Source organism: Exiguobacterium sibiricum 7-3 (assembly GCF_000620865.1).
GTDB lineage: Bacteria > Bacillota > Bacilli > Exiguobacteriales > Exiguobacteriaceae > Exiguobacterium_A > Exiguobacterium_A sibiricum_A.
The window spans coordinates 2,434,190-2,446,577 of the sequence record NZ_KK211190.1 but is presented as its reverse complement, the minus strand read 5'-3'; the positions used below and the strand labels follow the sequence as shown (position 1 = coordinate 2,446,577).

12 protein-coding genes, 1 tRNA gene and 1 other annotated feature are annotated in these 12,388 nt (G+C 45.4%); of the genes, 8 read left to right on the top strand and 5 right to left on the bottom strand.

Going from position 1 to position 12,388, the window contains the following annotated elements:
- Nucleotides 1–43: 43 nt before the first annotated feature.
- Nucleotides 44–853 (bottom strand): MBL fold metallo-hydrolase, encoded by an 810-nt coding sequence (locus P402_RS0113695; RefSeq protein WP_026829195.1) that lies wholly within the window; start codon nt 851–853, stop codon nt 44–46.
- A 171-nt stretch (nt 854–1,024) separates the two neighbouring features.
- Nucleotides 1,025–1,098 (bottom strand) — tRNA-Gly (locus P402_RS0113690).
- A gap of 172 nt (nt 1,099–1,270) precedes the next feature.
- Here P402_RS0113690 and P402_RS0113685 point away from each other — a divergent pair.
- Nucleotides 1,271–1,816, top strand: coding sequence for an imm11 family protein (locus tag P402_RS0113685; protein WP_235188886.1), 546 nt, complete (start codon nt 1,271–1,273; stop codon nt 1,814–1,816).
- Entirely contained in the window at nt 1,813–2,232 is a 420-nt protein-coding gene (locus P402_RS0113680; RefSeq protein WP_026829193.1) for a hypothetical protein, read from the top strand. The genes P402_RS0113685 and P402_RS0113680 overlap by 4 nt, the downstream gene beginning before the upstream one ends.
- A gap of 118 nt (nt 2,233–2,350) precedes the next feature.
- Here P402_RS0113680 and P402_RS0113675 read toward each other — a convergent pair whose 3' ends face one another.
- Both P402_RS0113675 and P402_RS0113670 read right to left on the bottom strand, forming a co-directional pair.
- Nucleotides 2,351–3,322 carry an alpha/beta fold hydrolase gene (locus P402_RS0113675; RefSeq protein ID WP_026829192.1) on the bottom strand — a complete coding sequence of 324 codons (972 nt, stop codon included), beginning with the start codon at nt 3,320–3,322 and terminating at the stop codon, nt 2,351–2,353.
- Nucleotides 3,323–3,332: 10 nt separating this feature from the next.
- Nucleotides 3,333–5,012 carry a formate--tetrahydrofolate ligase gene (locus tag P402_RS0113670; RefSeq protein ID WP_026829191.1) on the bottom strand — a complete coding sequence of 560 codons (1,680 nt, stop codon included), beginning with the start codon at nt 5,010–5,012 and terminating at the stop codon, nt 3,333–3,335.
- Nucleotides 5,013–5,179: 167 nt separating this feature from the next.
- Here P402_RS0113670 and P402_RS0113665 point away from each other — a divergent pair, with 167 nt between their 5' ends.
- The 5 genes from P402_RS0113665 to P402_RS0113645 all read left to right on the top strand — a co-directional run bounded on the left by P402_RS0113665 (nt 5,180) and on the right by P402_RS0113645 (nt 9,403).
- A complete protein-coding gene (locus P402_RS0113665) occupies nt 5,180–6,070 on the top strand; it encodes a carbohydrate ABC transporter permease (RefSeq protein WP_026829190.1) in 891 nt (296 codons plus the stop codon).
- Nucleotides 6,067–6,954: a carbohydrate ABC transporter permease gene (locus P402_RS0113660; protein ID WP_034770025.1), complete on the top strand. Its 888-nt coding sequence runs from the start codon at nt 6,067–6,069 to the stop codon at nt 6,952–6,954. Before P402_RS0113665 ends, P402_RS0113660 begins: the two co-directional genes overlap by 4 nt.
- 142 nt (nt 6,955–7,096) lie before the next feature.
- Nucleotides 7,097–7,356, top strand: a binding site (T-box leader).
- Nucleotides 7,357–7,423: 67 nt separating this feature from the next.
- Nucleotides 7,424–8,398 (top strand): aspartate--ammonia ligase, encoded by a 975-nt coding sequence (gene asnA / locus P402_RS0113655; protein WP_026829188.1) that lies wholly within the window; start codon nt 7,424–7,426, stop codon nt 8,396–8,398.
- Nucleotides 8,399–8,570: 172 nt separating this feature from the next.
- Nucleotides 8,571–8,792, top strand: coding sequence for a hypothetical protein (locus P402_RS0113650; RefSeq protein WP_026829187.1), 222 nt, complete (start codon nt 8,571–8,573; stop codon nt 8,790–8,792).
- 17 nt (nt 8,793–8,809) lie between these two features.
- Nucleotides 8,810–9,403, top strand: a complete 594-nt coding sequence (locus tag P402_RS0113645; RefSeq protein ID WP_026829186.1) for a DedA family protein — start codon at nt 8,810–8,812, stop codon at nt 9,401–9,403.
- 31 nt (nt 9,404–9,434) lie between these two features.
- Here P402_RS0113645 and P402_RS0113640 read toward each other — a convergent pair whose 3' ends face one another.
- Nucleotides 9,435–10,913: a potassium/proton antiporter gene (locus P402_RS0113640; protein ID WP_026829185.1), complete on the bottom strand. Its 1,479-nt coding sequence runs from the start codon at nt 10,911–10,913 to the stop codon at nt 9,435–9,437.
- A 188-nt stretch (nt 10,914–11,101) separates the two neighbouring features.
- On the opposite strand from P402_RS0113640, the gene P402_RS0113635 reads away from it, so the two are divergent.
- Complete coding sequence (locus tag P402_RS0113635; RefSeq protein WP_026829184.1) at nt 11,102–12,388, top strand: ABC transporter substrate-binding protein; 1,287 nt, start codon at nt 11,102–11,104, stop codon at nt 12,386–12,388.

Genomic DNA, 12,388 nt, shown 5'->3' with positions numbered 1-12,388 from the left:
AGGCTGTGTTCCTTATCTGGAACGAACAGTCTGTCTTTTTGTTTTAATCGTATTGACGCCGGGCGAGTTGTTCGGTTTGCTCTTTTATAATCTGCCGTTTATTTTTTTCATGCAACCGCCCCATGAAGGACGTTCGTTGCCACGAGGGAGACCAGTCCGACTCCTTATGTGCACGTAAGGCCAAGATGTAGTCGTAACTCAAATGAAGGCGCTCAATCATTTCCGTGCGAACATCACAAATATGACCGTGTCCTGGAATAAGAAGCTTTACTTCATACTCATAAATGAACGACTCAAGTAATTCGAGTGTCGTTAAATATTCACCCGAGTCGTGTTCAATTAAAGGAATTTCGACGTCGGAGGCATAGTCCCCACAGACGAGGATATGGAGCGGCATCACCACAAACGATAAATGGGTGGATTCATGACCGGGAGTCAGGAAAAAAATCAATTTAGTTTTACCGATTGTCAACGTCGTTTCTGATTCTTCGATGACATGTGTAATATTCGGAAAAAGGACAGGGGACTCGATATAGTATTCGTCATTAAAATTTTGGACTTCTTCCAGTGCTGCCATCCGGTCCACATCCACAAAGCGGCGAGACGCAATCGCGATCGCATCTTTGAAGGCATAGGCACCTAATATATGATCAAAATGAGCATGGGTATAAACGATATAAAGAGGACGGTCGTGTCGGATGATTTCCACATCGCGGCGGACCGTTGCGATTTCATCCGGTAACCAACCCGGATCAACGACAATCAGACAGTCGGGTGTCTCAATCAAGGTCGAGGTCGTTTTCATTAATGTACTTTGGTAGACCGTGACACCGGGCATCTTCATTTGAATCATGACAGTCCTCCTCTTTTCTTGTTGTAACGTTTTATATCGAACTATACCCGAAAGCAGGCAAAATGTATCCTGGAGAAAACAAAAAGACGGCTTGCAAGCTGCAAGCCGTCCGCCCTCGAGGGCATAAAAGTCGTTGACCTATGTGTCGTTGACCTATGTTATGTCATAAATTGGAGCGGGTGAAGAGAATCGAACTCTCATCATCAGCTTGGAAGGCTGAGGTTTTACCACTAAACTACACCCGCAAAAGTTGCTACATGAAATATAGTAGCATAGCAAAGCGTTTATTTCCATAACTTTTATGAAAAAAGGTAATTCTTTAGATTTTATGTGTACAATAATAAGAGCTAAATCGTTTACATGAGCTTCCTGTAACGAGAGTGAGTGGCTGAGGATGGAAAGAGGAGCGAATGACTGGTGAACAAAGTTCGAGTTTGGAGCGAACAGCTGATGGGAAAAGGATGGATGGCGACATGTCACCATCAAATCGATCGTTATCGCTTCACGACAGGAGAGTGGTTTCTTAACGCAAGCTTACTTGCCTTTTCAATCGAACAGGATGCAGATATGCTACCGGACGTGCTTCCGAACGAATTGAGGATTCCATTAGTATCTGAACGGATGAAACAGATATTGGAGCGGCTGACACCGTTTTCCGTCCAATGTCTTCGTGTCCAACTGAAGACGCGAACGGGACTCATCAATTATTATCTCATCAATATTCTAGCGGTAAGACGGGTGGAACATCTACATAAGACGGAGATTTTCCGCACTCTTCGGAAAAGACAAGTCTACTTCATGACGGAGCGAATCATCAGTACATCGCTTGGTCCCCACCACATCTTGCGGGATGAACGTACGGAACGTATTTTCCTCTCGGATACGCTAGCGCGGTGTTTCCAACAACTAGCCGTGACAGGCATACATTTTGACGAGATAAATCGAATGGAGGAAATCATATGAAACAGTACACGGTCGATAATTGGATTACACTGCAATATCCAAAAACGTTTGAATATCAAGAAGAGGAGACATTCGTTAGTTTTTATTCGACGGAAGAAAACGCGATGGGAACGTTACAGTTATCCATCTACGAGTCGGACACAGAAGAACTGACACCTTTTGAAGCAGCAGAACAGGAAATCAACTTATTGGTGGAAGAATTTGGAATTGAGCTGACTGGACCACTTGAAGCACGTCGGAATTCTTCTAAAGAAGCACTTCTTGCTGTAGACGGAAAAGAAGAAGACGTCTTTATCCGGATTTATGCATACTCAGACGGAGAACGACTTGTTCTATTAACGTATTCTGCAGATCGTGAGTCATTGGAATTAGAAGAAATCGAAGCGATGATTTTATCGTTGAACTGGATTCATTGATTGAAAAGAGGCTGAGACATAATTCGGCTTTAGAAATGAAAAGGCCTTCGAAACGTTTTTCGTTTCGAAGGCCTTTTTCTATAAAATCATCCAGTTATGTCCCAGCCTCTTTTAATAATTATTGATGTCCTTGTTTACGCATGGAGGAAAGAGAATGTGATCCGACTTGCTTATTCAGCCAACCCGCGATATCCGCAAAAACCCGAATCCGCTCAAACTCGTGGAATAACTCATGCCGCAATCCGCGGTAGACCGTGAGTTGGACCCCTTCAACACGAACACGGTTATAGGCATCAAACAGGGTGTGGATTCCTTTGCCGTCAAAAGCAACCGGATCATCTTCTCCGGCTATCAGCAGCAAGGGTAAGTGACGCGGATGTTGGTACAGGTGAGCCAATGAATTGACGGATTTGGTCGCCGCCAGTAACTCGTGAAAAAAGCCGAGTGTCACGGTTTGTCCTGACAAAGGATCTTCATCGTAACGTAAGACCGATTGAGGGTCGGAGGATAACCAGGCATTCGGTGAAAGTGCCGGGAAGAAACGTAAGTTATACCGACCAAAAATGAACTTGCTGAGTGCTTCTGCCGGGTGCTGAGAAGAAGTTTGTTCAATGAGTCGTCCGACAATTTTTTGACTGACGGTTCCGAGTAATCCACTGTCCGTCGGAGGACCGCTTGCAATGACGCCTGCTAACTCATGTCCAAGCGTTTGGCCAAGGCGTCTTGAAATGAGTGAACCGAAGCTGTGACCAAACACGAAAACCGGTAAATCCGGATAACGGTCCTTGATATCGTAAACCAGTTCTTCAGCATCCTGCATCAACTGCGCAAAACCGTATTCCGGCTCCAGATGTCCGAGCGAGTCCAGTTGTTGCGCACGTGTACCGAAACAGCGTAAATCCGGAATGACCGTGTGGTAATGATGGGCATAAAGGAACTCGGCAAACTCTTGATAGCGCGCACCGTGCTCCATCATTCCATGAAAAACAATGACGATTCCTTTTGGAGCGTTAGCTTCTAGCAGATGCATCGTCGTCGTGTAGCCGTCTGATGCGATCCAGTGTGTATGGTCGATTGTCACATCTATCATCCTTCCCTGATTAAGAAAGTCCGTATATGGTTCCGTCTTCAGAAATTCCCATCTTATTGGCAGCCGGTGTTTTCGGTAAACCCGGCATGGTTAATACATTCCCGGTCAAGGCGACGATGAACCCCGCACCGATGGATGGTTTGATTTCGCGGACAGTAATCGTAAATCCTTCGACACGTCCGTATTTGCTTGGATCATCTGTTAACGAGAAAGGCGTTTTCGCCATACAAATCGGTAAATGGCCCAGTCCGTTCTCGGTGCAGCGCTCAAGCTCGCGTAATGCCTTTTCTTCAAAGTGGACATCTGCTGCGCCATAGACCCGTTTGGCAATCCGTTCGATTTTTTGTGTCAGCGGCAGTTCAGACGGATAAAGCGGAGTAAATTGACTTTCTTCTTTCAAAGCTTCAAATACCTGTTCGGCCAGTACTTCTCCACCGGCCCCGCCTTGGCTGAATACTTCACTTTCAGCGACACGGATATTACGTTCACGACACCATTCGAGCACCGTATCGCGCTCTGTATCGGTATCACTCGAGAAACGGTTCAAGGCGACAACGGCCGGCACGCCGAACAAATCCATTGTCTCGACGTGCTTCTCGAGCAAAGCCAATCCTTCGACCAAAGCGGATAAATTTTCTTCCGCCAACTGATTTTTTGCAACGCCACCGTGCATTTTTAACGCACGTACGGTCGCAACGATGACAACCGCATCCGGATGCAGATTACCGATCCGGGATTTAATGTTAAAGAATTTTTCAGCTCCGAGATCTGCTCCGAATCCTGCTTCCGTGACGACATAATCACTCAGCTTCAAGGCAGTACGTGTCGCAATCAGCGAGTTACAGCCGTGGGCAATATTGGCGAACGGTCCACCATGGATCAAAGCCGGCGTACCTTCGACCGTTTGGACGAGGTTTGGACGGAAGGCTTCTTTTAAAAGTAATGTTGCAGCACCAGAAGCTTCGATATCCTGAACTGTAATCGGTTGTTGATCGTACGAATACGCGAGAACAATCCGGCTGATCCGTTCTTCTAAATCGGTAATGGAATCGGCGAGACAGAGAACGGCCATGATTTCCGAAGCGACCGTAATATCAAATCCATCTTGACGCGGAACACCATGAGCCGGTCCACCGAGTCCAATTGTAATTTGTCGTAAGGCCCGGTCATTGAGGTCAAGGACACGTTTCCACGTAACGCGACGCGGATCGATCCGTAAGTCGTTCCCTTGATGGAGATGATTATCGAGCAGAGCACTGATTGTATTGTGAGCTGATGTGATGGCATGCATGTCGCCCGTAAAATGAAGATTAATCTCTTCCATCGGCAAGACTTGACTGTAACCACCACCGCACGCTCCGCCTTTTAATCCCATCGTCGGTCCGAGCGACGGTTCGCGTAAACAGATCATCGTTTTATGATTGAGGCGGTGCAGCGCTTGACCAAGTCCGACCGTTACTGTCGATTTTCCTTCTCCGGCAGCCGTCGGATTAATCGCCGTGACAAGAATCAGTTTCCCGTCCGTCTTCGTCGCCAATCGTTCAGCTAGTCCGTCCGTCAACTTCGCTTTGTATTTTCCGTACGTATCATAATCTGCATCGGTCAATCCGATATGTTCAGCGATTTCGGAAATCGGTCGTAGAATTGTTTGTTGGGCAATTTCTAAATCAGAACGAATGGTTTTTTCCATGGCGTAATCTTCCTCTCAAGATGAATTTCTCTATATTTCCTTAATAGTAGCTCATCTGAAACAGACACGCCAAATAATCGTTCAATATATTCCACCCAATGTGTCAAATGGTTGCGTTTTCATTTTATGGAAAGTTGCGTAGGCTAGGGATAGAGGAGGGATGAGCAATGGCAGTAAGCAATAAGAAAAAAGTAAAGCGCGGACTTGAATTTTGGATGTTTGTCGGACCCGTCTTTTTGGTGTTCGCAGTGATTGTTCTCGTACCTTTTTTTAATGGTGTCATGTATTCATTCACGGACTGGAACGGGATTACCGGCGAATTAAATTGGATTGGATTTGACAACTATGTGCGTCTCTTTACAGTGGATGAACAGTTTCAGCAGTCCTTTTGGCTGACGACGAAATATACCGTCGTTGCCGTGATTTTAACGAATTTAGTCGGATTCATCTTAGCGTTTTTACTCACGCAAAATATTCGGACACGAAACTTCTTACGGACGATTTTCTTCATGCCAAACTTGATTGGTGGATTGATTCTCGGATTCGTCTGGCAGTTTATTTATGTTAAAGGATTTGCGTCGATTGGTGAACTGACAGGATGGAGTTTATTCGAACTCCCTTGGCTTGGTGATGCCCGAACCGGTTTTTGGGGCATTGTCATCGTCTCAATCTGGCAAGGCGGAGGATATATCATGGTTATTTACATCGCTGCCCTGCAAAATGTCCCGCAGGAGCTGATTGAAGCAGCAAAAATTGATGGAGCCAATCGATTATCCACGTTGCGGAATATTACGATTCCGCTGATTATGCCATCCGTAACGATTTGCCTGTTCTTGACGATTTCTTGGTCCTTTAAATTATTCGATACGAACTTATCGCTGACAAATGGTGGTCCGTTCAAATCGACAGAAATGCTTGCGCTGAACATCTATAAAGAATCGTTTACAAATAACAATCTGGGTCTCGGTTCTGCTAAAGCGATCATCTTCTTTGTCGTCGTTGCCGCGATCACGGTCACCCAAGTCTATTTGACGAAAAAACGGGAGGTGGAAGCATGAGTACCGCACAACCTTTACCGAAACCGGAACTGACGCCGGAGAAACCGGCACCGAAAAAGCGTGGTCGTTATTCCGTGCGTCTTGGAACCGTGGAGATTGCCGCACTATTAATGGGTTTACTGTACATGATTCCATTTTATTATGTGGTTTCAAATTCATTTAAGACACAGGGTGACATCTTTACGAATACATCGGGGCTTCCGAAAGAATGGATCACCTCGAACTATACAGATGCCTGGGAAGCGATGAATTTCGGAAAAGTTTTTCTGAACTCTGTCATCATTACCGTCGGTGCAAATGCGATTATTGTCATTTTTTGTTCGATGGCTGCATGGAAACTCGTTCGGACGAAAAGTCGGTTATCGACAATCATCTTTTTCTTATTTGTCGCGGCGATGATCATCCCGTTCCAATCGATTATGATTCCGTTATCGAAGCTGTCGGGTGACCTCGGTCTGCAAAACAGTTATTGGGGTCTGATTTTGATGTATCTTGGTTTTGGTTCCGGGTTATCAATTTTCTTGTATCACGGATTCATGAAGTCGATCCCGGAGGAGATTGAAGAGGCAGCCATCATTGACGGTTGTTCGCAGTGGGGAGTCTTTTGGCGGATCGTGTTCCCATTGCTTAAACCGATTACGGTGACGATTGTCATCTTGAACACACTGTGGATTTGGAATGATTTCTTGTTGCCATCACTCATGTTGCGTGATGTCGAACTGCGGACGATTCCGCTCGCGACGTTCTATTTCTTCGGTCAGTATACGAAGCAGTGGGACTTGGCACTGCCGGGACTGATCCTCGGAATTATTCCGCTGTTACTCTTCTTCTTCGCGATGCAAAAACAAATTATTCAAGGAATTACGAGTGGTTCAATCAAATAAATTGTAAGCGCGTTCTCGCTTCTGCGGGAACGTTTTTCTTCGGATTATCTAATCTGATTAGTCAGATTATTTTATTTTTTTTTGAAAAAAGGACTTTTCAAATGCTTGCCGGATGGTGTACGATGTTCTCAATTCAATTGTAACAACGACGTTGAAGGGAAGAGTAACATCTTGTAATACCGAATTAGCGAGCTGGGGACGGTGAGAGCCCAGTCGGAAACAAGTTGCGAAGAACATCCCGGAGTCGCTACCCGAACACTGAAGTCAGTAGGCGTAGCCGGAGTTGCCTGTCCGTTATCATATGGCCGAAGATTGAGATGATAATTGATCATCAGTCTTTTGAGTGAGCAGCTGAGCTGTTAACATGGGTGGTACCGCGGAACCGAGTCTTTCGTCCCATATTCTTGGGAGAGAAGGGCTCTTTTTTATGGCTTCTTTTTCAAACACACAATTGAGGAGGAAGATTACCATGACAACACTCGTATCGATGAAACAGACACAGGAAGCCATCACACTCGTAAAAAAACGCTTTGAGGAGCAATTCTCAGCACAACTTGGATTAACACGCGTCGAAGCGCCATTATTCGTCGAAAGCACACTCGGAGTCAACGATCATCTAAACGGAATCGAACGCGTCATCCGCTTTGATGCGATTGACCATCAGGCAGAACTCGAAATCGTTCAATCTCTTGCGAAGTGGAAACGCCAAGCACTCCACACGTACGGATTCTCAAAAGGCGAAGGCTTATACACATTAATGCATGCCATCCGTCGTGATGAAGTATTGGATGAAACCCATTCGATTCATGTCGATCAGTGGGACTGGGAACGGGTCATCACAAAAGAAGAGCGGACGATTGACTATCTGCAAACGACGGTTCGTGCGATTTATGAATCAATTCGTCAAGTGGAACGTGAAGTCGAAGAGAAGCTCGCGATCGAAGCGATTTTGCCGGAGACGATCCATTTCATGACGACACAAGATCTTGAAGATGCGTACCCGAGTCTTTCGACAAAAGAGCGGGAGACGGAAGTGACGAAAGAGTATGGTGCAGTCTTCTTGATGCAGATCGGCGGTGCGCTGGCATCCGGAGAAAAACATGATGGTCGAGCGGCTGACTATGATGACTGGACGCTCAACGGTGATATTTTAGTCCACCATCCGGAAATCGGGGCGTTCGAACTTTCGTCGATGGGTATCCGTGTTGATCGGGAGACGTTACTGGCACAGATCGAAACAACAGGCGAACATGCGAAACTTGATTTCCCGTTCCATCAGGGTGTATTGGAAGAGAAACTTCCGCTGACGATTGGTGGAGGAATCGGACAATCCCGGATGGCGATGTTCCTCTTGAAGAAACGTCATATCGGTGAAGTTCAAGCATCGGTCTGGTCGGAAGAAACACGCGTGTCGTACCGTGAGCAAGGTGTGCACCTGCTGTAAGAACGAGTGATGTACTGATAGATATAATTCAAAACGTCCTGCTGACCATGATTTCATGGACAGTAGGATGTTTTTTATGCGCTAAAATAAGTTCATCCGACCTCAGACGGAGGAAAGACGTGTGAAAACACGTTATAATGGGCATATGAACTAATAAGAGAGAGGTGAAGACATGTCAGCGATACTCATTACAGGATTAGTGTTTGCCGTACTTTTCGTAGCTTTCCTTTGGTTTAACATTAAAGGATTACGGACGATGTGGCGCGATTACAAACGCACGGGATCAATGATGGCACTTGGCTTCTTTATCGTCGGAATCATCGGGATCTTTACAGGAGTCTGGACGACGCTCGTCGTCATCATTTATTATCTTCTTCGTCCTGCACGAGGCTGAATTAGAGGAGTGGTTGGATGTTAGAATGGTTGTTCTCAGCCGGAGAGTCGAATCTCTGGCTGTTTTTAGGAATTATGATTCTGGGGCTCGGGACGGAATTAATTCCGGCTGAAGTCGGTTTGCCGGTACTCGGTCTCTATGTTTCGAACGGAACGATTGGATGGACTGCAGCCGTCTTGATTGGTTTCCTCGGCAGTCTGATGGGGGCGACGTTATTTTATTTTCTCGGTCGTTATGCCGGACGTCCAATTTTGATTCGCTACGGAAAATGGTTAATGATTAAGGAACGGGAAATCGTTCAAGGAGAACGGATCGTATCGAAATACGGTTCCTGGTCAGCATTGTTTGGCCGATTTTTCCCAGTTGTTCGTTCTGTCGTTTCCATTCCGTGTGGTTTATTTAATTTGTCTTTCAAACGTTACTTACTGGCCTCAAGCATTGGGTTATTCCCGGTGTCATTCTTCTATGTGTGGTTGGGAGAAAAGTTTGGAGTGGAGCGGGCAGAGTCCATGTTGAAAGGACTCGAACAGGAGTTATGGTGGATTCTCGGTATTATCGTCGTCGGAATCATCGGATACATTTTGTATCGCCGCTTTAAATCAAAGCGTTAAGAGAAATGACAAAAAAGAGCTGACAGCGGCGTCAGCTCTTTTTTGTCATTTCTTTTTGCGGGAATAAAAAACGTTTAAGCGTTTTAATACGATGTTTTGGTGTTAATAGAAGCAATTGATCCCGGCCTTCAAAAATCGTATCGCCCCGTGGCGTCACGATTTGATCGTCCCGAATGATGGCCGTGATTAAAAATTCCTGCGGCAGATCAATGTCCGAGATGGCTTTCCCGACAAACGGATGAGAGTTAGGAATCGTCAATTCAATGATTTCAGCATTGGGTTTACCAATCGACATGAACTCAATGACCGTTTGAATCGTGGATGAACCTGTTTCGTTTAAATGAAGCCGGTCCGCCAGGAAGGTCAACATACTCCCTTGGATCAACGTGGATAAAAGAACAGTGAAAAAGACGATGTTGAAGATTATTCCGGCATTGTCGATTCCGGCAACGAGCGGATAGGTTGCGAGAATGATCGGAACGGCTCCTTTTAAACCGGCAAAAGAGACAAACACTTTTTCCTGCCAAGAATATTTAAAAGGAAGGAGACTGAGCCAGACCGAAACCGGACGAGCGATAAAGATTAAAATCAAAGCGAGGGCAATCGATGATAGGATCACCTGCGGATCAAGCAGCTGTTTCGGGAACACGAGTAATCCGAGCACAATGAACATTCCGATTTGCGCCAAGTGTGCCATGCTCATCGTGAAACGGACGAGCGTCTGGCGGTAGACCAACTCATGATTGCTGATATAAATAGCCGTCACGTAAACAGCTAAGAACCCACTGGCATGAACGGTGTCGGCAATACCAAATGAAAGAAAAGCAAAGGACATCAACAGAATCGGATAAAAACTGGATGAACTGAGGTCAATCCGATTGAGTAACGTCGAGGCAATCCAGCCGATGAACAGACCAAGCAATAATCCAATCATCATTTCCCAGACAAGAGACGTTAAACCGGAAACCAGTGAAGCGTCCTTTGGATTCGTAACGAATTCAAGGAAGAAAACGGTCAGAAAAACAGCCATCGGATCGTTCGTTCCGGATTCGAGTTCTAACGTCGATCCGACTTTTCGCCGGACGGATTGTCCGCTGAGCACTGAAAAAATCGCGGCAGCGTCCGTCGACCCGACGATGGCTCCTAATAAGAAGGCATTGGCCCAGCTGAAGCCGAGAATGTAGTGGGAGGCGACAGCGACAATCGTCGTCGCGATGAAGACACCAAACGTCGCAAGTGAAAGGGAAGGCGCAAGCTCCGTTTTGACTTCTTTCCAGGCGGTCTGAAGTCCCCCTTCGAATAAGATGACAATTAAAGCGACGGTACCAAGCAATTGTGCCAGCTCCGCATCATCGAATCGAATGAAACCGGTAATATCACTACCGGCAATCATACCAAGTGCGATGAAAATCAAGAGAGCGGGAATGTTAAGGCGACTGGATAATTTCGTCGTCCAGACTGCCGTGAATAACAATAAACCAATCAATAAAATCGTGAATTGTAGGGACATTGCATCAAACTCCTTCGTGAAGTAGTATCTACTTTCATCATACACTAATCCCGACTTTTTTAATCGGATAACGATTGTTCAATATTTTCCACCGCACCGGACAAAATTATCCGTTTTTATTGCAAACGTTTTCATTTATTGTAAAAGCGTAGCACGATTATCAACTCGAAAATCAGGGAGGTATCCGAATGCGTAAACGTAAATGGGCAGCACTACCAGTTATGACGACCGCAATGGTCGTAGCACTTGCAGCATGTGGTGGCGGTGGAACACTCAATAGTGATGACTCAAAGGACAGTGGCTCTTCTAAGGACGGGAAGACCCTCAACGTATTCCAATTTAAAGCTGAAATCGCAAAAGACATGGAAAAGATGGCGAAGGCCTATGAAAAAGAAACGGACGTAAAAGTCGTTGTTCAAACGGTCGGTGGCGGATCGGATTATGGCGCGGCTTTAAAATCACAGTTTGCTTCAGGGAATGAACCGGATGTCTTTAACAACGGTGGATTTACAGAAGCAAAAACGTGGCAAGACAAATTGGAAGATCTTTCAGATGAAAAATGGGTCAGTGATTTAACAGACCTCTCGAAAGAACCAATGACGATTGACGGGAAACTTTATGGTATGCCGATGAACCTGGAAGGTTATGGTTTTATCTACAATAAAGAAATCTTTAAGAAAGCCGGTATTACAGAGTTACCAAAAACCTTAACAGAATTAACGGAAGCATCTAAAAAACTGAAAGCGGATGGTGTCACGCCATTCTCAATCGGATACGGCGAGTGGTGGATCCTTGGAAACCACTTGATGAATATCCCGATGGCGCAACAGGATGATCCGGATCAGTTCATTGCCGATTTGAACTCTGGAAAAGGAAAGTTCGAAGACAACAAACAATTCAAAGAATTCATGAACTTGTTTGATTTGACGATCGAATACGGAAACAAAAATCCGTTGACGACGGATTATAATACACAAGTTTCTCAGTTTGCTGAAGGGAAAACAGCAATGATTCAACAAGGAAACTGGGCGCAACAATTGATTACAGATGTCAATCCGGATATCGAGATGGGCTTCATTCCGATGCCGATCAATGACGATAAAGAAAAAATGGACCGTCTTCCGGTTGGTGTACCGAACAACTGGGTTGTTAACAAAAATTCGAAAAACAAAGAAGAAGGTAAAAAATTCCTCGAGTGGATGGCGACATCTGACACAGGAAAAGATTACATGGTCAACAAATTTAAATTCATCCCGGCCTTCAAATCAATCGAAGCAGCCGATCTTGGACCACTTGCTGACGATATCATCAAGTACTCTAAAGAAGATAAAACCATCTCGTGGAACTGGTTCAAATACCCGGACGGTGCTGTCAATGAATTTGGTGCCATCATGCAGGCATACGTAGGAAAACAAAAAACATCGGAAGAGATGTTACAGGACTTTACGAAGACATGGGAAAAAATGAAGAAATAA

What these genes read in the sequence shown, in the direction of transcription:
- P402_RS0113695 (WP_026829195.1), bottom strand. Translation starts at nt 853, where the DNA reads ATGATTCAAATGAAGATGCCCGGTGTCACGGTCTACCAAAGTACATTA.
- asnA (WP_026829188.1), top strand. Translation starts at nt 7,424, where the DNA reads ATGACAACACTCGTATCGATGAAACAGACACAGGAAGCCATCACACTC.
- P402_RS0113665 (WP_026829190.1), top strand. Translation starts at nt 5,180, where the DNA reads ATGGCAGTAAGCAATAAGAAAAAAGTAAAGCGCGGACTTGAATTTTGG.
- P402_RS0113675 (WP_026829192.1), bottom strand. Translation starts at nt 3,322, where the DNA reads ATGATAGATGTGACAATCGACCATACACACTGGATCGCATCAGACGGC.
- P402_RS0113645 (WP_026829186.1), top strand. Translation starts at nt 8,810, where the DNA reads ATGTTAGAATGGTTGTTCTCAGCCGGAGAGTCGAATCTCTGGCTGTTT.
- P402_RS0113635 (WP_026829184.1), top strand. Translation starts at nt 11,102, where the DNA reads ATGCGTAAACGTAAATGGGCAGCACTACCAGTTATGACGACCGCAATG.
- P402_RS0113640 (WP_026829185.1), bottom strand. Translation starts at nt 10,913, where the DNA reads ATGTCCCTACAATTCACGATTTTATTGATTGGTTTATTGTTATTCACG.
- P402_RS0113650 (WP_026829187.1), top strand. Translation starts at nt 8,571, where the DNA reads ATGTCAGCGATACTCATTACAGGATTAGTGTTTGCCGTACTTTTCGTA.
- P402_RS0113680 (WP_026829193.1), top strand. Translation starts at nt 1,813, where the DNA reads ATGAAACAGTACACGGTCGATAATTGGATTACACTGCAATATCCAAAA.
- P402_RS0113670 (WP_026829191.1), bottom strand. Translation starts at nt 5,012, where the DNA reads ATGGAAAAAACCATTCGTTCTGATTTAGAAATTGCCCAACAAACAATT.
- P402_RS0113660 (WP_034770025.1), top strand. Translation starts at nt 6,067, where the DNA reads ATGAGTACCGCACAACCTTTACCGAAACCGGAACTGACGCCGGAGAAA.